Consider the following 21,725-nt stretch of genomic DNA (forward strand, 5'->3'; position numbering starts at 1 on the left):
CGGTGGTACGACGGCGGCGGCCGGCACGGGTCAGCTGTCGGTCAGGTCGTTCGCGGCGTCGCGCCCGGCGGCCGCGGTCCGCCGGAGGAAGTCCGTGATCAGTTCCAGTTCCTCGTCGCTGTAGCCGGCGCACAACTGGTCCATCGAGGCGTTCATCCCGGCGAGGTGTTGGTACAACTCCGCGTTGCGGGCGCGCAACGGCCGGACGAGTACGGCGCGGCGGTCGACCGCCGCCGGGTCGCGTTCGCGCACGACCCATCCCCCGCGCTGCAGGCGGTCGAGCACGCCCGTCATGGTGGCCGGGTGCAGACCCGCGCGCCGGGCGAGAACTCCCGGGGTGAGCGGGCCGAACCGGTTGAGGAGTTCCAGGCAGTCGTAGTCGACGTCCTTCAGTGCGACCTGGCCGCCGACGTGCCGGTTGAACACCGACAGCGCGCTGTTGAGCTCGCGCAAGGCGTCCTTGACAGCGTTCGCCAACTTCCGGTGGCGCCTCCGCGCGGCCGCGTCCTCCGAAGGTCGTACGGAACTCATATTGCATGCTCCTCAAACCAAGTAGTACGGTTTCCGTATTGTATTTGGTCTCGGCCCAGGAGCGTGCCCATGCACGTCGCGTACTTCGCGGTCACCCTCGCCGCCGTCGCCGCCACCGGCTTCTCGGGGATCGGTGCGCTGGTCCACTTCGCGCCGATCCTTCCCGGGATGGCCCGGGCCCGCGTGCCCGAGTCGTGGCTGACGTTCCCGATCGGCACCCTCAAGACCGCGGGCGCGGTCGGTCTGCTGGCCGGCCTGCTCGGCGTACCGGTGATCGGTACGGCAGCCGCGGCCGGGCTCGTGCTGTTCTTCGCCTGCGCGGTGCACACCCACCTGCTCGCCCGCGACTACTCGGCGCAGTTCGGACTGGCCAACGGCTTTCTCGTGCTGGTCGCCGCTGCGCTGGTGCTGGGACTGGCCGTCTCGTAGGGCTCTCCCTGTTGTACGTTCGAGCGGTCCGGCCGTCCCGGCACGCCGCCCGCCCCGACACCGCGGAGGACCTCCCATGGCACTGAGCTCGCTGGCCCCCGTGACGCTCGGGGAGGGCGTTCGTACCGACGGACCGGCCGAGGGACTGCTGGTCCGCGCCCACACGCTGCACCACGAGGGCACCGGCGTGACCGAGGCCTGGGTCGAGGTCACCAACGGCGGCGACCGCGACGTCGTGGTCGACCGGCTGGACTCGGTGACTCTCGACCTGCCCGAGCCGTCCGCGGGCGGTTACGAGCTGAGCTACTACACCAGCGGCTGGGGCCAGGAGTTCGGCCCTGTCGACGAGCCCCTGCGCACGCCGCGGGTGCTCGAGTCCCTGGCCGGGCGTTCCTCGGCCACCACCCACCCCTGGTGTGCGCTGCACGGCCCGGACGGGGTGGTCGTGGTGAGCGTCGCCTGGTCGGGCAACTGGATCCTGCGGTTCACCGAGGGCGCCGACGGCGGCGTACGCATCACCGGCGGACTGCACGACACCGGCTTCGCCAAGACGCTCGCCCCCGGCCAGAGCGTGCGCGGCCCCCGGGTGGTGGTGGCCACCGGCGCCGACCTCAACGACGCCTCGGTCCAGCTCGCGGAGGTGGGCCGGGTGCAGTGGTACCCACGCAACGAGTTCGCCGAGTCGCTGCCGCTGGAGTGGAACCACTGGTGGAGCTATGAGGACCACAGCATCGACGAGGACGTCTTCCGCGCCAACGCCGACGTGGCCGCCGAGCTCGGATTCGACATCTGCACGCTGGACGCCGGGTGGTTCGGGCCGTCCGACCCCGGCACGCACTGGGTCGACTACCGCGGCGACTGGCACCTGGTCAACGCCCGCCGGTTCCCGTCCGGGTTGCGGGCACTGGCCGATCACGTGCACGGCAAGGGGATGCGGTTCGGGCTGTGGTGTGAGATCGAGGCGCTCGGCCCGAAGGCCGCGCTGGGCAAGGAGCGGCCCGAGCTGGTGGCCCTGCGCGAGGGCGAGCCGCTGGGGTACGTCTGCCTCGGCAGCCCCACCGCCCAGGACTGGGCGTACGACACTCTCACCCGGCTGGTCGAGGAACACGGCGCCGACTGGATCAAGCTCGACTTCAACCTCGACCCCGGCCTCGGCTGTGACCGCACCGACCACGGTCACGGCGCCGGCGACGGCCTTTTCGAGCACTACACCGGCTACTACGCCGTGCTGGAGCGGGTGCGGGCCGAGCATCCGGAGGTGGTTCTGGAGAACTGCTCCTCCGGAGGGCTGCGCATCGACCTGGGCCTGGCCCGCCAGACCCACCTGACGTTCCTGAGCGACCCGGACTGGCCCGAGCACGGGCTGCAGCTGCTGTGGGGCGGGTCGACCATGCTGCACCCGTCCCGGATGCTGCACTGGGGCTGGTCGCAGTGGTGGAAGTCCGATCACCCGCACCAGAACTTCGAGCCGGCCGAGCCCGGGCTCACCGCCGACCAGCTCGACTACTACCGCCGGATCGCCATGGTCGGTGCTTACGGCCTGTCCTGGAAGCTTCCCGAGGCGCCCGAACCCGTGCGGGCGCGGCTGCGGGCGCTGCACGGGGAGTACCGCCGGACGATCGCGCCGTTCGTCGCCGAGGGGGAACTGCGCCGGCTCACCGGGCAGCCGCAGCGCTTCGGCGGCGGGCAGCGGTGGGCCGGGTTCCAGTACACCCTGCCGGTGCCCGCCGACGGTCCGGCCGACGTGACCGGCGACCTGACCGGCGAGGTGGCCGCGAGTGCGCCCGGGGAGGACTCCGGCGACCACCTGCTGCTGCTCTTCCGGCTGTCCGGCGGGGAGCCGACGCGCACGATCCGGCCGCTGGCGCTGGACCCGGAAGCGGAGTACGCCGTGGAGTGGACCGCCCCGGCCGGCGCCGGGCCCACGGCCACCTCTGGCGGCGCCGACACCACGGGCCTCGCCGGCGGCGCCGACACCACGGGCCTCGCCGGCGGCGGCGACCGGCGTACGGGCGCGGACCTGCTGGCGTCCGGCTGGACCGTGTCACTGCCCGAGGAGGGGTCGGCCGTGGTCGTCCTGCGCCGCGTCCGGGGCCAGGGGAGCGGCGGCCGATGACACCTCCGGCGGTCGAGGCGATCGACTTCTTCTACCTGTCGATGCCGCGGATCGAGGACATCGGCGACGGCAGCCAGGACATGCTGCTGGTCCGGGTGCGCGCTGGGGACCACACCGGCTGGGGCGAGTGCGAGGCGTCACCGTTGCCCACCATCGCCGGGCTGGTCTGCCCCATGTCGCACAGCGCGTGCAAGCCGGTCGCCGCGTCGGTGCTCGGGCAGCGGCTGGCCGACCCGGCCGACATCGCCCGGATCAGCCGGGACGTACGCGCCAACAGCCTCGATCTGCTGCAGGCGGCACACGTGCTGTCCGGCATCGAGATCGCGCTGTGGGACCTGCTCGGCCGCCGGTCGGAGGTGCCCGTCCACACGCTGCTCGGCTACCCGCGCGCGTACCCGAAGACGGCGTACGCCTCGGCGCTGTTCGGCGACACCCCGGCGGAGACCGAGGCGAAGGCGGCGAAGGTCCGTGCGGACGGTTTCCGGGCGGCGAAGTTCGGCTGGGGACCCTACGGGCGTGGCGACGTGGCCGCGGACGCCGAGCAGGTACGCGCCGCCCGTGCCGGCCTCGGCCCCGACCTGCACCTGCTGGTGGACGCGGGCACCGTCTGGGGCGAGGACGTCGAGGCCGCCACCGCCCGGCTGCCCGCGCTGGAGGAGTGCGACGTCACCTGGCTGGAGGAGCCGTTCGAGACCGGTGCACTGCGGGCGTACGCCGAACTCGCCCGGCGTTGCCGCGGTGTACGGCTCGCGGGCGGGGAGGGCGCGCATCACCCGCACCTCGCCCAGCACCTCGTCGACTACGGCGGGATCGGGTTCGTCCAGATCGACACCGGCCGGATCGGCGGCATCGGCCCGGCCCGCGAGGTCGCGGCGTACGCCGTCGAGGCCGGGGTGACGTTCGTCAACCACACCTTCACGTCGCCCCTGGCGCTGTCGGCGTCACTGCAGCCGTACGCCGGGCTCGCCGAGCACGTGCTGTGTGAGTTTCCGGTGGAGGCGTCGCCGCTGGCCCGGGCCGCGACGACCACGCCTATGGTGCCCGACGCCGACGGGCAGGTGTGCCTGCCGGACGCACCCGGGCTCGGCCTGGAGGTCAGCCCGGACGCCCTGCGGCCGTACCTCCGCGACGTGGAGATCACCGTCGACGGCACGACTCTCTACCGCACCCCCGACCTCACCACCTGATTCGTGGCTCCCCGCAACGTGCCCGGCTGCGTTGTCGCCGCCGCGCGTAGAACACCCCTACGCGACTCCTCCTCCGCCTTGCCGGCCACGCGCGGATGAGCCACGAACACTCTTGGGTCAGATCCTGATGTCGAGGTCGGGCTCGCCCAGGTCCTCGAGCTCGGTGACGAGGTAGGCGGCCGCCGTCGGCAGCTCCTCGTGGGCGACCCGGCGGCCGCGGAAGACCCACACCCGCGCGCCCGAACGGGACTCGGGCGGGTAGGAGCCCGGGTTGTCTCCGAAGACCTCCAGCCGCTGACCTCCGATGAGGCTGTTGGGGTTGTCCAGCAGCCAGTCCTGCAGGAGCCCGCGGGCGGTCTCCTTGGGGTCGCGGTCAGGAATCTGGGCGAGGTCACCGGTGTCGGTGATCCGCCACGCGTCACCAGTGTGCAGCGCGACTTCGTACGAGTAGTCGTCGGCCATGGTTCACACCCACCCTCGAAGCTTGGAGACGCTGACGCGGATCGGCACGCTGAACTCCTGCGCGAACGTCTCGTCGGTCATGCCCAGCGCCTCGATGCCCTCGGCGTACTTGCGGAAGTACCGCTCCGACTCCTCCTCGGTCGGCGGCTCCGCCGGAGCGCGGGCCTCGCCGGTCAGCACCACCACGTCGTTGCCCGCGCTGTTGCTGTCCAGGTGCAGGCCGACCCGGGGGTTGCGGGCGATGTGCCGCAGCTTCGGCTTGTCCGGCTGGCTGCGGATGAGAAGCTCACCGTCGGTCCACAGGAACCACACCAGGCTGGGCTGGGGCGTGCCGTCGGCACTCACGGTGGTGAGCCAGATGAGCCGGTCGCGTTCGAGACGCTCGGCGACGTGCGCGCCGAACGTCGTGGAGGTGTCGACCACCGTCATGAGGATCTCCCGTTCTTCCCGTCGCGACGGGAAAGCTCGACCGCCGCGCAGCGGTCCATCACCATGACCGTTCCGGTGGCCGTGGTGCGGTTGTAGGCTTCCTCGTCGAGGATGCCGAGCTGGAACCACACCGCCTTGGCGCCGATCGCGACCGCCTCGTCGGCGACGGCGCCGGCGAGCTCGGATCGTACGAACACATCGACGCAGTCGACCGGGAACGGGATGTCGGAGAGCTTGGCATAGCCCTGCTCGCCGTGCACGGTCTCCGCGCGCGGATGCACGGGGACGATGCGCTTGCCATGCTTCTGCAGGGTCTGGGCGACGCGGAAGGCGGCGCGTTCAGCGTTGGTGGACAGGCCGACGACGGCCCAGGTCTCACACTCGGCGAGGATCTCGTCGACGATCTGCGGATCGGTCCAGGGTTGCGTCACGATCCGATCATGCCCGGTCGCGGCGGCTACGGCACGCGACCTGACCGAACGACGTCGCGGCGAACGGGTCAGGAGCGGCCGAGGCCGCGGTAGTGCCACCCGGCCCGGCGCCAGGTCGGGCGGTCCAGGCAGTTCTGACCGTCGATCACGTTGCGGGTCGCGACCGTCTTCGCCAGCACGGCCGGGTCGAGCTCCCGGAACTCCTGCCAGGCGGTCAGGTGCAGGACGACGTGTGCGCCCTGGCAGGCGTCCATCACCGAATCGGCGTAGCGCAAGGTCGGGAACGACCGGCGGGCGTTGTCCATCGCCTTCGGGTCGTAGACACTCACCGCGGCGCCGTGCAGGTGGATCCGGCCGGCGACGTTGAGGGCGGGGGAGTCGCGGATGTCGTCGGTGTTGGGCTTGAACGCCGCACCGAGCACCGCTACCCGCTTGCCGATCCACTGGTTGCCGAGCACGTCGGCGGTCACGTCGACGACCTTCTGGCGCCGGCGCATGTTGATCGCGTCCACCTCGCGCAGGAAGGTCAGTGCCTCCTCCGCGCCGAGCTCGCCGGCTCGGGCCATGAAGGCGCGCAGGTCCTTGGGCAGGCAGCCGCCGCCGTAGCCGAGCCCGGCGTTGAGAAACTGCCGCCCGATCCTCTCGTCGTGGCCGAGCGCGTCGGCGAGCAGCGTCACGTCGGCGCCGGTGGTGTCGCACAGCTCGGCCATGGCGTTGATGTAGGAGATCTTGGTGGCCAGGAAGGAGTTGGCACCGACCTTGACCAGCTCGGCGGTGGCGTAGTCGCAGACGACGACCGGGGACCCCGCGTCGATGACCGGCGCGAACACCTCCCGCAGCACCTTCTCCGCGTACTCGGACCGGACGCCGAACACCAGTCGGTTGGGGCGCAGGGTGTCCTCGACGGCCAGGCCCTCACGGGTGAACTCCGGGCTCCAGGCCAGCTCGACGGGCGCCGCCGGCGCCAGCTCGGCGATCCGGTCGGCCAGCCGGCTCGCGGTGCCCACCGGGACGGTGGACTTGCCGACGATCAGCGCGGGCCGGGTCAGCAGCGGCACCAGGCTCTCGATGGCGGAGTCGACGTACGACATGTCCGCGGCGTACTCTCCGTCACGCTGCGGCGTTCCCACGCACAGGAAGTGCACGTCGCCGAACTCCGCCGCCTCCTCGTAGGAGGTGGTGAAGCGCAGCCGGCCGGACTCGACGTGCTTGCGCAGCAGCGGCTCCAGCTCGGGCTCGAAGAACGGCACGTGCCCGTCGTTGAGAGAGGCGACCTTCGCCGGCTCGAGGTCGACGCCGAGGACTTCGTAGCCCAGCTCGGCCATGCAGGCGGCATGGGTGGCGCCGAGGTAGCCGGTACCGAGAACGGTGATGCGATAGGACACGAGTCGAGCCTCCAGCGTGCGGACGTCCCGGCGATGGTCGGCAGGCTACCGTACCCCGCCCACATCGTCGGATGCGATTCGTAACGAACTCGTCGCACAGTGGTCTGACCCTGGTCGTCGACGACCGCGGAACACCGCGCGGGAGACTTGCGGAAGTGTGTGTTCCTTGCTGGTCGTCCCTGACCGCCGGGCGTATGTTACCTGGCAGTAGTGTCGCCGTCTGCAGGAATCGGATCGCGCCCGCACGCGACCGCCGAACACGGCCCGGCAGAGTCCCGCCCGGCGACCGCTCGAGGAGGTACCCGTGAACGACGTCCCGCTCTTCGCCCCCACCGACGAGCACGAGGCGGTACGCGCCGCCTGCCGGGATCTCTGCCGCGCCAAGGTGGCGCCGCACGCGGCCGACGTCGACCGGTCCGCGTCCTTCCCCCAGGCGGCCTACGACGCCCTGCGGGCCGCCGACTTCCACGCACCGCACATCCCGGAGACCTTCGGCGGCGTCGGCGCCGACGCGCTGGCCACCGCCATCGTGATCGAGGAGGTGGCCCGGGCCTGCGCGTCGAGCTCGCTGATCCCGGCGGTGAACAAGCTCGGGACGATGCCGCTGCTCCTCGCCGGGTCGGAGGAACTGAACAAGCGCTACCTCACCCCGGTCGCGGCAGGTGAGGCGATGTTCTCGTACTGCCTGTCCGAACCCGATGCCGGCAGCGACGCGGCGGCGATGCGCACCCGCGCGGTCCGTGACGGTGACGGCTGGCGGCTGAACGGCGTCAAGCGGTGGATCACCAACGCGGGCGTGTCCGACTACTACACCGTGTTCGCCAGCACCGAGCCCGACCGCGGCGCCCGCGGCATCTCCGCGTTCGTGGTGGAGAAGACCGACGCCGGGGTGAGCTTCGGCGCACCGGAGAAGAAGCTCGGCATCAAGGGCTCGCCCACGTGCGAGGTCTACCTCGACGACGTACGCCTGCCCGGGAGCCGGCTCGTCGGCGTCGAGGGGGAGGGGTTCAAACTGGCGCTGCGCACGCTGGACCACACCCGGGTGACCATCGCCGCGCAGGCCGTAGGGATCGCGCAGGGTGCGCTCGACTACGCGGTGGGCTACGTCAAGGACCGCCGGCAGTTCGGGCAGTCGATCGCGGACTTCCAGGGTGTGCAGTTCATGCTCGCCGACATGGCGACGAAGCTGGAGGCCGCCCGGCAGCTGACCTATGCCGCCGCCGCGCGCTCGGAGCGCTCCGACCCCGACCTGACGTTCTTCGGCGCCGCAGCCAAGTGCTTCGCCTCCGACATGGCGATGGAGGTGACCACCGACGCGGTGCAACTGCTCGGTGGCTACGGCTACGTGCAGGACTACCCCGTCGAGCGGATGATGCGCGACGCGAAGATCACCCAGATCTACGAGGGCACCAATCAGATCCAGCGGGTGGTGCTCGCCCGCCAGGTGCTGAAGTAGCGCACGGACTCGCTGGTCAGCGGTCCAGGCGGTCGAGGGCGCGGCGGCCGGACGACATCAGCCCCTCCGCCCAGACGACGTCCGGGCAGATCCAGCGTTCGGCGCACACCACGCACCGAGCCTGCCGCAGGTGCGGGACCGGCACCACCCGCCAGACCCACCGCACCGTGAGCCGGGACCGGTCGGGCCGGTGGTTGCGTTCGATCTCCCGGGCCAGCGCCTCGACCCACTCCGCGCCGTACTCGCTGGCGAGGGTGACCGAACGGATGAGGGAACGCGGGGACAACTGAGGTGTCCGCGGGGCCATGGGACGTCCTCCACGAGCAGCTTGGGCGAGCTCCCTCCGGGAATTCGGAGCGAGGTTCCCGAGCATGTCGGCGGGGGAGCGGACCAGGCGAGGGTCCACGGCGGACCTACGGAGGACGGGGCGAGGGCCGGTAGGGACCTCGCGGACTCGCCCGCGGGAGAGGCGGTCCCCGGGCGGTCAGTCGTGGGGGATCAGTCGTGGGGGATCAGTCGTGGGGGATCAGTCGTGGGGGATCAGGCTGGGCGGGATCGGTCCGCCGTCGCGGAGCGCATGGAAGAGGTTGAGCGCCCGCTGGCGGTCCCAGCGGACCGCGCTTCCGACCGGTGTGCTCACCGAGGTGCTGGAGACCGGCACGGTGAGCGTCGTACCGCTGCCGGACGACAGCGACCGCATCGCCAGCCCGAACCGCGCCATGTCGACCACCGTCGTGCCCTCGCCGACGGTCAGCGCGTCGCCCGCGGACAGCCCGACCCGGGTGTAGCGGATCGGGTTGACGATCGTGCCGGGGCTCGCGGTCTTCTTCACCACCGCGGACAGGAACTGCCGCTGACGCTCCACCCGGCCGAGGTCGCCCTTCGGGTCGAAGTAGCGGGCACGGACGTAGCCCAGGGCGTTCTTGCCGTCGAGATTCTGGCAGCCGGCCGGCAGGTCGATGTGCGCCTTCTCGTCCTTGATCGCCTTGGGCAGGCACATGTTGACGCCGCCGAGCCCCTCGACCACGCCGACGAAGCCACCGAAGCCGATCTCGACGTAGCTGTCCATCCGCAGGCCGGTGGCGTTCTCCACCGTCTCGGTGAGGAGCTTGGGGCCGCCGATGGAGAAGGCGGCGTTGATCTTGTTCCGGCCGTGTCCGGGGACCGGGACGTAGGAGTCGCGGGGCAGGGACACCAGCGTCGGCGAACCGGCGAGGCTCGGCACGTGCAGGATCATGATCGTGTCCGTGCGCTGACCGGCCGCGCGCCCGGTGCCCAGGGCGTTGCGCTGCTCGGCGGTGAGGCCCTGCCTGCTGTCGGAGCCGACCAGCAGGAAGTTGGTGCCCGAGCCGTTCGCGGGGCGTTCGGCGGCCGGTTCGTACGGCACCTTGGTGACCCGGCTCCAGGCGACGACGGGTACGCCGATCAGGATGATCAGCCAGGCGACGAGCAGGAAGAGGAGAACCCGCCGCAGCCGGATCCCGGACCTTCGGCGAGGTCGCCGGGGCTCGGGCAGCAGCCGGCCACCCGGGCCCCTGGCCGGTGGGGCGGCGCGGCCGCCACCGCGGGGACGACCGGACTGCTCCCGCGGGGTCGACCGGCCGCGGTCGTCGCGGGGATCGGAGTACTCGTCCCGATGGTCGTTGCCGTAGCCGTAGTCGTTGGAGTACTGGTCGCGACCTTCGCCGGCGTGTCCGGCGTACTCACCGCGGCCACCGCCGCGCTGTGAACCCGGCGGGGGACCCGGGGGGTACTGTCCCCGCTCGCGGTCAGGCCGGGAACGGGTGGGCATCGCCCTGGTGGCCTCCTCCGGCGGCGCCTCGCCCCGGCGGGCTCGGGAGCGGTTCTCGCGCGCGGATCGCTCCCGGCCGGCTCCGTCGTAGAGCCAGCCGTACTGTGCGGAATCGCGACCTGCGTCGTCGGGCTGACGCGGTCGTTGCGGGCGGCCGGCGTTCGGCATGGAGGCACCGTACCCGTTCGGCCTGGATCCGGCACATCCGGTCAGATGACGTCCGGCTCGGCGTGGCGATGATGATCACGTCACCCGATGTGTTGGTATGCCGCCATGACGGGGTGGGACCAGCGGCATGGGCCGCGCTCGGGGGATGTCCGCGGCCGGCCGAGCGCCGGGCGGCGTCCTCGTCCCTCCCGCACCCCCGCGTTCTCCCGCGACACCGCCTCGTCCCGCGACACCGCCTCGTCCGGCCGGTTGCGGCCGACGGTGACGCAAAGGTCGCCCGGAGGTGGTGCCGGCGGCCGCGACGACCCTCGCCGGAACGACCGTCGCCGGGACGACCTGCGGCGCGGTGCCCCACGGCGAGACCCCGAGAGCGGCCGGTGGTGCCGGCGGGCGGTCTGCCTGCTGATGATGACGCTGGTGGCGCCCGGCTCGGCGCAGTTGGTGGCGGGCAACCGTGCGGTGGGGAAGGTCGCGCTGCGGGTGGCGGTGGCCATACTCTCCGTCGCCGTACTGCTGGGACTGGTGGGACTGGTCTCCCTGCGCACCCTGGTGTCCCTGATCTCCAACCCCGACGTGCTCCGCTTCGGCCAGATCGTGCTGGTCCTCGTGGCCGTGGGCTGGCTGGCGCTGTTCGTGGACGCCTGGCGGCTCGGGCGCCCGCTCCGGATGCCGCAGAAGCTGCGGCTGACCTCGACCGTCACCATGGTGGCCGCGTCCGTACTCGCGGTGAGCCTGGTGCTCACCTCGGCCCACTACGTCGGGGTGGCCCGCACCTCCATCTCCCGGATCTTCGCGGGCACCACCGCGACCGACCCGACCGCCGGGCGGTACAACCTGCTGCTGCTCGGGGCCGACGCCGGCAAGGACCGGGTGGGCCTGCGCCCGGACAGCATCACGCTGGTGTCCATCGACGAGCGGACCGGCCGGGCCGCGATGTTCAGCTTTCCCCGCAACCTCCAGCGGGTGCCGTTCCCACCCGGCACGGTGATGCACAAGCAGTTCCCGAACGGCTTCGACTGCGGTGACGAGTGCCTGCTGAACGCCGTCTACACCTGGGCAACCGACCACAAGCAGCTGTTCCCCGGCGACTCGAACCCCGGCATCACCGCCACCGAGGACGCGATCCGGCAGTTGACCGGACTGCGGGTCAACTACTACGCACTGATCGACATGGGGGGCTTCGAGCAGCTGGTCGACGCGGTCGGTGGCGTACGGGTGAACGTCAGGGCCGACGTGCCGATCACCGGCCGGGACGGTGCACTGCGCGGCGTCATCAAGGCAGGCGACCAGCGACTGGATGGTTACCACGCGTTGTGGTACTCCCGGTCGCGGGCGACCACCAGCGACTACGACCGGATGGCCCGGCAGCGCTGTGTGATGGCCGCCATGTTGCACCAGCTGGACCCGTCCACCGTGCTGCTGAAGTTCCAGAAGATCGCCGAGGCCGGGGAGCAGATCGTCTCCACCGACATCCCCGCCAGCGAGCTGGACACCATGGTCGACCTCGCGCTGAAGGCGAAGAGGCAGAAGATCGTCTCGGTGCAGTTCGTGCCACCGCTGATCAAGACGGCGCGGCCGGACTTCTCGGTGATCAGGGAGAACGTGAGCGCCGCGATCGAGGCGTCCAGGGCAGCGGCCGGCCCCACTCCCACGGCGAAGTCCGCGGGGAAGCCCGGATCTGGCGCGGACCAGGGATCGGGTTCGGACGCCGGCGGTACGTCGGAGTCCGGCGGAAGCGGCGGCGGTACCAGCGGACGCGGTGGCGGCGGACGCGGTGGCGGCAGCGGCAGCGGCGGATCGGCAGACAACGGGACGCCGGCCGTGCACGAGCTCGGCGAGGTCTGCTCCGCGGGCTGAGCGCGGCGCGACCAAGGGGAGCGGGCAGGGGCGAGGTGGCGCCCCCGCCCCAGGACGGCCGTGGAACGACGGCTCGGTAAGTTGGTCCCCCGCCAGTCCGGCCCGGCGGCTTCGGCTGGACCGGCCGCCTCCCCCGCCCCTCGCCGTCTCCACCGTCTTCGTTCGAAAGGGCCGCCGTGACGGGAACACCCCAGCCCGTAACCGCCGACACCGACTGGCCGGGCGTCTCGGTGGTGATGCCGGTCCGCAACGAGGAGCGCCATCTGCGGACCTCCGTCGGACAGGTCCTGGCCCAGGACTACCCCGGCCGGCTGGAACTGGTGATCGCCGTCGCCCCGTCCCGTGACCGTACGCAGCAGATCGCCGAGGAGATCGTCGCCGCCGACCCCCGCGTCCGATTGGTGCAGAACCCCGTAGGCATCGCGCCGACCGGGCTGAACGCCGCGATCGGGCAGGCGCGGTACGAGGTCGTCGTACGCGTCGACGGACACGGCATCCTGTCGCCGGGCTACATCCGGCGTGCGGTCGAACTCCTCGCCGAGACCGGGGCGGACAACGTGGGCGGGGTGATGGCGGCCGAGGGCGAGCCCGGCTTCGAGGAGGCGGCCGCCAAGGCGTACGTCAGCCCGATCGGGCTCGGTGGCGCCCGCTTCCACGTCGGCGGCGAGGCCGGACCGGTCGACTCGGTTTACCTCGGTGTCTTCCGCCGGGAGACCCTCGAGCGGCTGGGCGGGTTCGACGACACGTTCGTCCGGGCGCAGGACTGGGAGCTCAACCACCGGATCCGCCAGGCGGGCGGAACGGTGTGGTTCAGCCCCGAGCTCCGGGTGACCTACCACCCTCGGTCAAGGCTGTCCGACCTGGTGCGGCAGTTCTACCTCACCGGCAAGTGGCGCCGCGCGATCGGCCGTACCCACCCCGGCACGTTCAACTACCGCTACCTCGCCCCGCCGCTGGCCGTCCTCGGTTGTGCGCTGGGACTCGTGGCCGGGCTGGTCGGCCTGCTCGCCGGCCTGCCGTGGCTGCTGCTCGGCTTCGTACTCCCCGCCGGCTACCTGCTCCTGGTGCTCGCCGCCTCCCTGGTGGAGGGGCGGGGGATGTCCCTGCGCGGCCGGCTGTGGCTGCCCGTGGTGGTGGCCACCATGCACCTGACGTGGGGGACCGGTTTCCTCGTGAGCCCGCGCTCGCTGGGCCGGCGTACGCCCGAGCCCGCGAGGACCTGAGGCGTTCCGAGGATCGGGGAGGGCCCGGGGAGTTGCGGGCTCGGACCCCCGGGTCAGTGGCTGGTGGCCGAGCTGTAGGCCTTGACGACCGACTCCGCGTCGCCGTCCATCTTGATCTGGCCCTTGTCCAGCCAGATCACCCGGCTGCAGGTCTCGGTCACGACGTCCAGGCTGTGGCTGACCAGGAACACCGAGCCGGCCTCGTCGCGCAGCTCGCGGATGCGTTGCTCGCTGCGCTTGCGGAACTCCGCGTCACCGGTGGCCAGCGCTTCGTCGATCATCAGCACGTCGTGGCTCTTCACCGCCGCGATCGCGAACCGGAGCCGCTGCTGCATGCCCGAGGAGTAGGTCTGCATGGGCAGGTCGATGAAGTCGCCGATGCCGGCGAACTCCACGATGTCGTCGTAGCGTTCTCTCGCCTGCTCGGGTGTGAGGCCCATGGCCAGGCAACCGAGGATGACGTTGCGTTCACCGCTCAGACCGGTCATCAGGGCGGCATTGACGCCGAGCAGGGTGGGCTGCCCGTCGGTGAACACCGCGCCCTGGGTGGGCGGCAGCAGGCCCGCGATGGCGCGGAGCAGGGTGCTCTTGCCGGACCCGTTGCGTCCGATCAGCCCGACGGACTCACCGCGGCGTACGGTGAACGTCACCCCGCGGATGGCCTTCACCTCGCGCAGGGCCGGAGAGTTCTGCCGCTTGAGGATCCGCTTGAACGCCGCGGGTGCGTTGCCCTTGCCCGCGGTCGCGCCGTAGACGCGGTAGGTGATGTGCAGGTCGTCCACGATCACGGTCGGCGGGGTGTCCCGCGAGGGGGGCTCGGGGCGCACGGCCCGGCCGTGAGCGTCGGTCAGGTCGCCGGTCAGATGCTCAGCCACGGCCGTACTTCTCCTCGGCTCCCCAGAAGTACCAGAACCCGACCACGAACCCGACGATCGCCCAGGCGACGGCGAGCTGCCAGGCGTGGTGCGGTGCGTCGTGGCGTTCGATGAACGCGTCCCGGACCAGCTCGATGTAGACCGAGGCCGGGTTGGCCATCATGATCTCTCTCATCGTGGGGTTGTGTACTCGCTGCGGGATCAGGAAGAACACGCCGGAGAAGTAGAGCCAGACGCGGGTGATGAACGGCAGCAGCTGGCTGATGTCCGGGACCGTGGCGCCGATCCGGGCCATGGTCAGGCTCAGCCCGATGTTGAACATCGTCTGCAGCGCCAGCGCGGGGACAACCAGCAGCCACGACCAGGTGAGTGGCTCGCCGGTAGCCAGCACGATCAGGCAGAGCACGACCATCGACACCAGCATCTGCTGCAGCTCGACGATCGTGGAGGAGAACGGCAGCGTCGCCCGCGGGAAGTGCAGCGCCCTGATCATGGCGAGGTTTCCGGAGATCGCGCGGGCCCCGGAGGTGACCGAACGCGTGCAGAACGACATCACGAAGACGCCGGTGACCAGGAACGCGGTGAAGTTGTCGATGTTGTGCTTGGTGTTGAACAGCACGCCGAAGATCAGGTAGTAGACCGCGGCGTTCATAAGCGGCGTGAGGACCTGCCAGAGCTGGCCGAGGCGGGCTCCGGAGTACATCGTCACGGTCCGCGAGGTCGCGAACGCGGTGATGAAGTGCCGTCGCTGCCACAGCTGCCGGACGTAGTCACCCAGCGGCGGACGAGCCGAACTGGGCGCCAGGCCGTACTGCGCGGCGAGTTCGGCCGGTGAGGCGGAGGTCGTGGTGGTGGTCACCGATGCCTCCCGGAATGCACCGAACGCATGCCGTCGAGATTACGACATGCCGGGCGGTCGGCCGGGTTCTCCCAGATCGTCATACCAGTGGAGGCCTTCCCAGGCGGGTCATGCGCCACACGGTGCGCCAGGCGATCGGTTTGCGCCTGCCGCACGGGGTGCGGAGGCCTTCCAGCAAGCCGGTCGACCAGGCGCTCAGCCCCGAGAGCGTACGCGTACGAGCCAGGGTCAGTGCCACCCAGGTGGCCAGATAGGCGACCGCGACCGGTTTGGGGAGGTTGCGTTTGGCCAGCCAGACGCGGTTGCGGGCGTTGAGCCGGAAGTACGTCTGGTGCCGGGTCGGCGACGTCGCCGGGTGGCAGAGCACGGAGTCGGCGTCGTAGCGGATCCGCCAGCCGGCGTCCAGGGCACGCCAGGCGAGGTCGGTCTCCTCGTGGGCGTAGAAGAACGCCGCCGGGAACGTTCCCACGTCGTCGAAGACCGCCTGCCGGATGGCCGCGGCGCCGCCCAGGAACGTCGTCACCTCCGACGACTCGCCCGGGTCGCCCACGCGCACCCGCGGCACGTGCCGGCGCTGGGTCACCCCGGACTCGGGGTCGACGATGCGGAACGACACGATGCCCAGCCGGGGGTCCGCGGCGAACAGTTCGCGCAGCCGCTCGGCCGTGGTCGGCCGGGGAAGCCACCCGTCGTCGTCGACGAACATCACGATGTCGGCGTTCGCCGCGGCCAGGCCGGCGTTGCGCCCGCCCGGAATGCCGGCGTTGGCCGGCAGGGTCACCACCTTGACACCGTCCGGCACTTCCGGGGCGGGCACTCCGTTGGCCACCACCACGATCTCGACCGGATCGCCGAGCTGGTCGGAGACGCTGCGGATCGCCCGGTGGAGCTCGGCCGGCCGGTCGCCCATGGTGAGGAAGACGGCGGCGATCCGCAGCGGCGCGTCCGGCGTACTGCTCACGAGAGCCGCCGGGACACCAGGATGCTCACCAGGTGCAGCACGACCTGGATGCCCGCGATCACCGCGACCGCGACCGTCAGCACGTGGGTGGCGAGGAGGTTGCCCAGCAGGGCGTCGGCGATCGCGGCCACCACGATCACCAGGGACAGCTCGATGGCCAGGATGAGCCGGTAGAACTTCAGGACGAGGGCCACCCGCCGGGCCTTGGCCAGCGCCGACCCGCGCGGCTCCACCGCGTCCTCGGTCACCGCCTCCTTGCCGCTGCGGGCACGGGCGATGTCGACCAGGTCGGTCTCGGCCTTGATCAGGACCGCTCCGAGGGCGGCGGCCAGGCCGAGGACGGCGTACCCGGTCGGGTGCACCTGCGCGGCCCGGAACCCCAGGCCGACGAGGACCGCCGCCTCGCACATGTAGTGGCCCACCCGGTCGAGGTAGACGCCGGTGATGCTGGTCCGCCCGGTGTAGCGGGCGACCTCGCCGTCGCTGCAGTCGAGCAGGAGGTAGAGCTGGACCAGCAGGGCGGCGAGGATCGCGCCCGGCAGGCCGGGGATCAGCAGCGCGAAGCCGGCCGCGACACCGGCCACGATCATCAGGCCGGTGAGCTGGTTGGGGGACAGGCCGGTGGCGAGGAACCCGCGGGTGGCGTACAGCGAGATCCGGCGCATGTAGAGCCGGCCCGCCCAGTGCTCGCCGCTGCGGCGTTCGAGCAGGCCCGGCGGTTGCGCCTTGGCGCGCAGCTCAGCGATCGTCGGCAGGTCGGTCATGAGTACGTCCGCTCTCCTCACCTTTCGCGGCTTTCACGCAGTTGCCGGGCGAACTCCCGCACGGCGGCCGCCACCCCTGCCTGGTCGAGGTCGCGGTGTTCCAGGATGGTGAACCTACCCGGGCGGGTCTGCGGCGCCCGGGCCACGGCCGCGGTGAACTCCTCCCAGGTGAAGCCCAGCCCGGCCGGGTCGACGGGGAGTCCGTGCCGCACCAGGCACCGGGTGATCAGTTCGCCACGGGCCCGGCCGTCGGGATCGTCCCACAGTGTGGACGCGAAGGCCGCGCCGACGCCGACCTGCTCACCGTGCGCGCCGGAGCGGGCCGGAAACAGCAGGTCGATGGCGTGGGAGATCTCGTGGCAGGCGCCGCTGCAGGGCCGGCTGGACCCCGCGACCACCATCGCGATGCCGGACAGCACCAGGCCCTCGGCGAGGACGCGGAGGAAGTCGTCGTCGGTCAGCGTCCCCGGGTGGTGCAGGACCGCCTCGGCGGCCGTGCGGGCCAGCGCCACCGCCAGCCCGTCCAGCGGCTCGCCGTGCACGTCGTGGGCGAGCTCCCAGTCGGCGATCGCGGACAGGTTGGAGGCCACCTCACCGATTCCGGCCCGGACCGAGCGGGCCGGCGCCCGGCGTACGACGTCCAGGTCGACCACCACCGCCAACGGCGCGGCGACCCCGTAGGAGCCGCGGCCGGCGTCGTTGTCCAGGATGCTGACCGGCGAGCCGATGCCGTCGTGGGCGAGGTTGGTGGCCACCGCGACCATGGGCAGGCCGACCCGGGCCGCGGCGAACTTCGTGGCGTCCAGCACCTTTCCGCCGCCGATCCCGACGATCGCGTCGTACGACCCGCCGCGGACGCGGGAGGCGAGGTCCAGCGCGGCGTCGACGGTGCCGTCTGACACGGGGAAGAAGTCGGCTTCGGTGAGGTAGGGGCGTACCTGGGCGGCCAGCGCCTCACCCGAGCGCGGCCCGACGGCGATGGCCACCCGGCCGGATGCCGAGATGCGCTGGTCGGCGAGCAGGCCGGCGAGGTCGGCGATGGCGCCCCGGCGTACGTCGACGACGACGGGTGTGGGGATCATGCGGGCGAGCAGTGGCACTAGCGCTCCAGCCCGGGCTCGGCCGTGGTGCCTGGGGCCGGGTCAGGGGTCGGGTCGGGGGCCGGGTCTGGGTCGGTGCCGGCGATGGCCGCCAGTACCTCGGCCGACCGGGCCAGGTCGGCGTGGTCGTCGATCTCGACCCACGGCAGGTCGCCGATCGGGGCGACGTCGACCCGGAAGCCCGCGTCGACGGCCGCCTGGTAACCGTCCTCGTAGTAGAGGGTGGGGTCCTTGCGCCACGTCTCCTCGAGCGCGGCGGTGAGCGGCTCGGCCGCTGCCGGCCCGATCAGGCTCACCCCGATGTACTCCCCGGTGGCGGACCCCGGGTCGAGCTCCTTGGTGATCCGGGTGACGCCGCGGTCGGGCGACCACACCACCTTCATCTCCTCCTCGGCCAGCGGCTTCACCGTGTCCAGGGCGAGCAGCAGGTCGGGGGCGGCACCGGCGCCGGGGCTCACCGCGGCGAGCAGGGCGTGTTCGACCTGGACCGGGTGCACCGTGTCTCCGTTCGCGAGCAGGCAGCCCTGCGGGAAGAGGTGACGCGCGCACCACAGCGAGTAGCAGTTGTTCCAGGTGGTGGCCCGGTCGTTGTGGATGAGGTCCAGGGTGACGCCGTGGGTGCGTTCGAGATGGTCGCGGCGCTCGTGGACGGCCTGCGCGGCATAGCCGACCACCACCGCCACGTCGGTCACCCCGACGCGGGCGAAGTTGGCGAGGATCGTGTCCAGTGGCGTGAGCGGGTAGTCGGCCTCCGCCCGGTGCTCGCCCGCCAGCGGCACCAGCGCCTTGGGGAGGGTGTCGGTGTACGGACGCAGTCGCCGGCCGGTGCCGGCGGCGAGGACCAGGCCGATCATCGGGCGGCTCCAGCGGTGGCTTCGGCGGCCGGTGCCCCGGTCGCGTCACGGTCACGGACCTGCGCCGCCGTGGCGGTGACGCTCTCGGCGACGAACACCACCGCGAGCGCGATCGCGAGGACGGTCAGCCCCACCTGGAACACCGTCGCGCCGCCGAGTGCGAGCAGCGCGATGACCAGCATCCGGCCGTCGTGCCCGCCGGTGACGACGGTGAGCCGGCGGCGGGGATGGGTGCCGTCCTCGCTCAGGCGGTAGATGGTGTCGTAGTGGTGGAACGCGCACGCAGCGACGTAGCCGAACGCCGCCGGCAGTGCGGCCGGGGCGAGGGCGGCGGCGAGGACGATCACCAGGGCGTACTCCGCGGCACGGAACGTCGGCGGGAGCACCCAGTCGGCCCAGCCGTTGAGCGGCTGCCGGCTGGCGAACCCCACGATCAGGACGTACCACAGCACGCCGAGCAGCACCCAGCCCACGCCGACGGCCGGGATCACCGCGAGGGAGAACGTCAGCGCCAGCAGGGCGACGAGCGCGGCCAGCGGTGCCGGCAGCGAGCGGCCCGGCAGGGAGGAGTGCACGATCCAGCCGAGCGGCCCGACGTCGACCAGCGCGCCCAGGGACAGCCCGGCCGACTTCGACCAGGGCCGGCGTACCCGGCGCAGGCTGCGCAGGAAACGGCCGAGGAAGGCGTACGCCGCGGCGATCACGCCGACCGCGAGCAGCACCACGAACACCACCTGCGGAGTGGTGAAGGCGACCAGCAGGCAGATCAGCGCCGACCGCTCGCCCTGGGGAAGGACGATCGCCCGGCGCAGCCAGACCTTCCAGCGGCTTCCGCTGATGCGCGCCTGCACCTGGTCGGCAAGCGCCGGCGCGTCCTCGGCGGGTCCGGCGCTGACCTGCTCGTACGCCGCGTGCATCTGGTGCCGGACGGTCTGGAACGCCATCGCCGCCGCCGCCAGCCACCAGATGTGCGGGTCGCCGTCACGGGCTGCCCCGATCGCCAGCCCGGCGAACAGGGCGTACTCCTTCACCCGGTCGAAGGTGAGGTCCATCCGGGCGCCGAGCCTGCTGAAGGAGACGGTGTAGCGGGCGAGGTCGCCGTCGATGCAGTCCAGCGAGAACGCCGCGTGGAACAGCAGCGCGCCCAGCACGTAGCCCGCCCTCGTGCCGGTGGCGACCGTCGCCGCGGCGCCGAGGGCGACGATCAGGGACAGGATCGTGACGTGGTTGGGGCCGAGCCCGAGCCGGGCGAACCACCGGGCGGCGTACCCGGAGTAGCTGCGGACGAAGAACGTCGTGAACGCGGTGTCCCCGGCCTTGACCGCGCTCTTCAGCCGGAACGCCTCCTCGTCGACGGCGCGGGCCCGCGCCTCCAGGGCCGCCCGCTCCTGCGGGGACTCGGCGATGCCGGCCACCAGCGGGGCGGGGTCGGTCCTCGCCACGGTGACGTTCGCGGCGAGCGCGTCGGCGACCCGGGCGATGTCCACGGGCGAGTCGTCCAGCGGCGAGGACTTCGGGGGCGCGGACGGCGGGGACGTGACGTCCGCGCGCGGCGCCGCCGTCGCTGCGGTCGTCGCGGTGACGGCGTTCAGGGCGTCGACCAGGTGGTGGCGGGCCGACGGTGCCACGGCGAGCGTTCCGGGCCCGGCGAGCACCTCCGGCCGCGAGTCGCACACGGCCCGTCGCAGTGCGTGCAGGTGGCCCACGAACCGGCTGTCGACGAGTGCGACCCGTCCGCGTGGCGCGGAGGCCACCGCCGCCGGCAGGTGTGCGAACGCGTCCACCTCGACCACGTCGTAACCCAGCGCACGCAGGTGGCGCGCGACGGGCAGGGGCCCCGGTCCGGCGGAGACGACGGGTCCGACGAGGAACGCGGTCGGCAGCGGGATCACCCCTGTCTGGTGGAGTCGGCTCATCCTAGAGCGTCGGCGTCGGCCGGCCGTAGTGCCCGCCAGTGCCCGTCTGTCCCCGTGGGTGCACGTGGGCGCGCGGGGGTGGACCGCCGCCGCCCACTGGTCGGCGGGCGCGTCCGGCTCCGGCCCGCCGCACCCACCGTGGGCGCGGCGCCCTGACGGTAGCCGCCCCGGCGGGTTCGCGCACCACCCACCACCGCTGCCGCTGGGACCGGTAGGGGGCAGTTCGGCGGCCGTTGCCGTCCGTACGGGCGGCAGGTGCAGATCGTTCCCGCAGGTCGCCGTGCACCGGACCACCGGCCGGCCGTTCATTGGAGGGAGATCATTAAAGGGAAAATTTGCACACGAAATCTGCAGAGTTACTGTCATCGCGTCGTGACAGTCCGTACGATCACCAGCACGAACCGAGATGGCAGGTGGTTGCCCGGGCCGGGCGGGCCGCCTCCGCGATCCATCGACACAAAGCGGGTCCCCGCAGACCTGCTGCGAAGGAGAGAAGAGGGAGGTCGATGTCGATGGCGACGTCATTCGTGACGTCGACGGCGGTGTCCCCGCACCGGAGCGAGGCACCGGTTTTCGTACCCGGCTACGGATGGGTGGAGTGGTCGAAGGAACTCCTCGACGCCCAGGCGAGGTATCTCCTGTTGCTCCACCAACCCGACCAGACCTGGACGAAGCTCCGCCTCGTGGGATCCCGCCGCGTGGACGGGCCGCGTTGCCTCTACTGCGCCCAGGAGTGGACCTGTGCCGAGGCCGCCTGGGCGAGTTCCCGGTTGTCCCCGTTCGGGCGCCTGTGGCGCCACCCGCGCGAACGCGGTGGCAGACACCGTGCACCCGGGCCGGCCAGGGTGAGCGGCGTCGGGACCGGCCGCCGCGTCATCTGGGACCACCCAGCCTGAACCCGCACCGTGAACCGTTTCACCGAGGCCCGCA

21 protein-coding genes are annotated in these 21,725 nt (G+C 71.9%); 7 read left to right on the forward strand and 14 right to left on the reverse strand.

Annotated elements, in window-relative coordinates:
* Nucleotides 1–30: 30 nt before the first annotated feature.
* Nucleotides 31–531, reverse strand: a complete 501-nt coding sequence (locus tag BLU27_RS14340) for a MarR family transcriptional regulator (RefSeq protein WP_092654087.1) — start codon at nucleotides 529–531, stop codon at nucleotides 31–33.
* A gap of 69 nt (nucleotides 532–600) precedes the next feature.
* Between BLU27_RS14340 and BLU27_RS14345 the strand changes: the two genes are divergently transcribed.
* From BLU27_RS14345 to BLU27_RS14355, 3 genes are all read left to right on the forward strand, one after another.
* Entirely contained in the window at nucleotides 601–960 is a 360-nt protein-coding gene (locus BLU27_RS14345) for a DoxX family protein (protein ID WP_092654089.1), read from the forward strand.
* Between the two features lie 76 nt (nucleotides 961–1,036).
* The gene (locus BLU27_RS14350) at nucleotides 1,037–3,076 is read left to right on the forward strand and encodes an alpha-galactosidase (protein WP_092654091.1); all 2,040 of its coding nucleotides are present in this window, start codon (nucleotides 1,037–1,039) and stop codon (nucleotides 3,074–3,076) included.
* The gene (locus BLU27_RS14355; RefSeq protein WP_092654093.1) at nucleotides 3,073–4,263 is read left to right on the forward strand and encodes a mandelate racemase/muconate lactonizing enzyme family protein; all 1,191 of its coding nucleotides are present in this window, start codon (nucleotides 3,073–3,075) and stop codon (nucleotides 4,261–4,263) included. Before BLU27_RS14350 ends, BLU27_RS14355 begins: the two co-directional genes overlap by 4 nt.
* 117 nt (nucleotides 4,264–4,380) lie before the next feature.
* Here the strand turns inward: BLU27_RS14355 and BLU27_RS14360 are convergent, their stop codons facing one another.
* From BLU27_RS14360 to BLU27_RS14375, 4 genes are all read right to left on the reverse strand, one after another.
* The gene (locus BLU27_RS14360; protein WP_092654095.1) at nucleotides 4,381–4,725 is read right to left on the reverse strand and encodes a hypothetical protein; all 345 of its coding nucleotides are present in this window, start codon (nucleotides 4,723–4,725) and stop codon (nucleotides 4,381–4,383) included.
* Nucleotides 4,726–4,728: 3 nt separating this feature from the next.
* Nucleotides 4,729–5,154: a TIGR03667 family PPOX class F420-dependent oxidoreductase gene (locus BLU27_RS14365; RefSeq protein WP_092654097.1), complete on the reverse strand. Its 426-nt coding sequence runs from the start codon at nucleotides 5,152–5,154 to the stop codon at nucleotides 4,729–4,731.
* Nucleotides 5,151–5,585: a CoA-binding protein gene (locus BLU27_RS14370; RefSeq protein WP_092654099.1), complete on the reverse strand. Its 435-nt coding sequence runs from the start codon at nucleotides 5,583–5,585 to the stop codon at nucleotides 5,151–5,153. Before BLU27_RS14370 ends, BLU27_RS14365 begins: the two co-directional genes overlap by 4 nt.
* 68 nt (nucleotides 5,586–5,653) lie before the next feature.
* On the reverse strand, nucleotides 5,654–6,970 hold the full coding sequence (locus BLU27_RS14375) for a UDP-glucose dehydrogenase family protein (protein ID WP_092654101.1): 1,317 nt from the start codon (nucleotides 6,968–6,970) through the stop codon (nucleotides 5,654–5,656).
* 304 nt (nucleotides 6,971–7,274) lie between these two features.
* Between BLU27_RS14375 and BLU27_RS14380 the strand changes: the two genes are divergently transcribed.
* Nucleotides 7,275–8,426 (forward strand): acyl-CoA dehydrogenase family protein, encoded by a 1,152-nt coding sequence (locus BLU27_RS14380; RefSeq protein ID WP_092654103.1) that lies wholly within the window; start codon nucleotides 7,275–7,277, stop codon nucleotides 8,424–8,426.
* Between the two features lie 16 nt (nucleotides 8,427–8,442).
* On the opposite strand, the gene BLU27_RS14385 is transcribed toward BLU27_RS14380, so the two are convergent.
* Entirely contained in the window at nucleotides 8,443–8,733 is a 291-nt protein-coding gene (locus BLU27_RS14385; protein WP_092654105.1) for a hypothetical protein, read from the reverse strand.
* 219 nt (nucleotides 8,734–8,952) lie between these two features.
* Nucleotides 8,953–10,386: an LCP family protein gene (locus BLU27_RS14390; protein WP_197681836.1), complete on the reverse strand. Its 1,434-nt coding sequence runs from the start codon at nucleotides 10,384–10,386 to the stop codon at nucleotides 8,953–8,955.
* A gap of 105 nt (nucleotides 10,387–10,491) precedes the next feature.
* Here BLU27_RS14390 and BLU27_RS14395 point away from each other — a divergent pair, with 105 nt between their 5' ends.
* Together BLU27_RS14395 and BLU27_RS14400 are read left to right on the forward strand one after the other, a co-directional pair.
* Nucleotides 10,492–12,243 (forward strand): LCP family protein, encoded by a 1,752-nt coding sequence (locus BLU27_RS14395; protein WP_241827969.1) that lies wholly within the window; start codon nucleotides 10,492–10,494, stop codon nucleotides 12,241–12,243.
* Nucleotides 12,244–12,419: 176 nt separating this feature from the next.
* On the forward strand, nucleotides 12,420–13,466 hold the full coding sequence (locus BLU27_RS14400; protein ID WP_277869298.1) for a glycosyltransferase family 2 protein: 1,047 nt from the start codon (nucleotides 12,420–12,422) through the stop codon (nucleotides 13,464–13,466).
* A gap of 53 nt (nucleotides 13,467–13,519) precedes the next feature.
* Here the strand turns inward: BLU27_RS14400 and BLU27_RS14405 are convergent, their stop codons facing one another.
* The 7 genes from BLU27_RS14405 to BLU27_RS14435 form a co-directional block, all read right to left on the reverse strand.
* Complete coding sequence (locus tag BLU27_RS14405) at nucleotides 13,520–14,341, reverse strand: ABC transporter ATP-binding protein (RefSeq protein ID WP_241827970.1); 822 nt, start codon at nucleotides 14,339–14,341, stop codon at nucleotides 13,520–13,522.
* Nucleotides 14,334–15,200: an ABC transporter permease gene (locus BLU27_RS14410; RefSeq protein ID WP_092654107.1), complete on the reverse strand. Its 867-nt coding sequence runs from the start codon at nucleotides 15,198–15,200 to the stop codon at nucleotides 14,334–14,336. The genes BLU27_RS14405 and BLU27_RS14410 overlap by 8 nt, the downstream gene beginning before the upstream one ends.
* A gap of 79 nt (nucleotides 15,201–15,279) precedes the next feature.
* Nucleotides 15,280–16,161, reverse strand: coding sequence for a glycosyltransferase family 2 protein (locus BLU27_RS14415; protein ID WP_241827971.1), 882 nt, complete (start codon nucleotides 16,159–16,161; stop codon nucleotides 15,280–15,282).
* Complete coding sequence (locus BLU27_RS14420) at nucleotides 16,158–16,925, reverse strand: CDP-alcohol phosphatidyltransferase family protein (RefSeq protein WP_092654109.1); 768 nt, start codon at nucleotides 16,923–16,925, stop codon at nucleotides 16,158–16,160. The genes BLU27_RS14415 and BLU27_RS14420 overlap by 4 nt, the downstream gene beginning before the upstream one ends.
* A 17-nt stretch (nucleotides 16,926–16,942) precedes the next feature.
* Nucleotides 16,943–18,007 carry an iron-containing alcohol dehydrogenase family protein gene (locus BLU27_RS14425; protein ID WP_197681837.1) on the reverse strand — a complete coding sequence of 355 codons (1,065 nt, stop codon included), beginning with the start codon at nucleotides 18,005–18,007 and terminating at the stop codon, nucleotides 16,943–16,945.
* 17 nt (nucleotides 18,008–18,024) lie between these two features.
* The gene (locus BLU27_RS14430) at nucleotides 18,025–18,879 is read right to left on the reverse strand and encodes a phosphocholine cytidylyltransferase family protein (protein ID WP_092654113.1); all 855 of its coding nucleotides are present in this window, start codon (nucleotides 18,877–18,879) and stop codon (nucleotides 18,025–18,027) included.
* A complete protein-coding gene (locus BLU27_RS14435; RefSeq protein WP_157728528.1) occupies nucleotides 18,876–20,795 on the reverse strand; it encodes a DUF5941 domain-containing protein in 1,920 nt (639 codons plus the stop codon). The genes BLU27_RS14430 and BLU27_RS14435 overlap by 4 nt, the downstream gene beginning before the upstream one ends.
* Before the next feature lie 512 nt (nucleotides 20,796–21,307).
* On the opposite strand from BLU27_RS14435, the gene BLU27_RS14440 reads away from it, so the two are divergent.
* Nucleotides 21,308–21,691 (forward strand): hypothetical protein, encoded by a 384-nt coding sequence (locus BLU27_RS14440; RefSeq protein ID WP_157728529.1) that lies wholly within the window; start codon nucleotides 21,308–21,310, stop codon nucleotides 21,689–21,691.
* The last annotated feature ends 34 nt before the right edge of the window (nucleotides 21,692–21,725 follow it).

The sequence above is a fragment of the Actinopolymorpha singaporensis genome (assembly GCF_900104745.1).
In the GTDB taxonomy this organism is placed as follows: Bacteria; Actinomycetota; Actinomycetes; order Propionibacteriales; family Actinopolymorphaceae; genus Actinopolymorpha; species Actinopolymorpha singaporensis.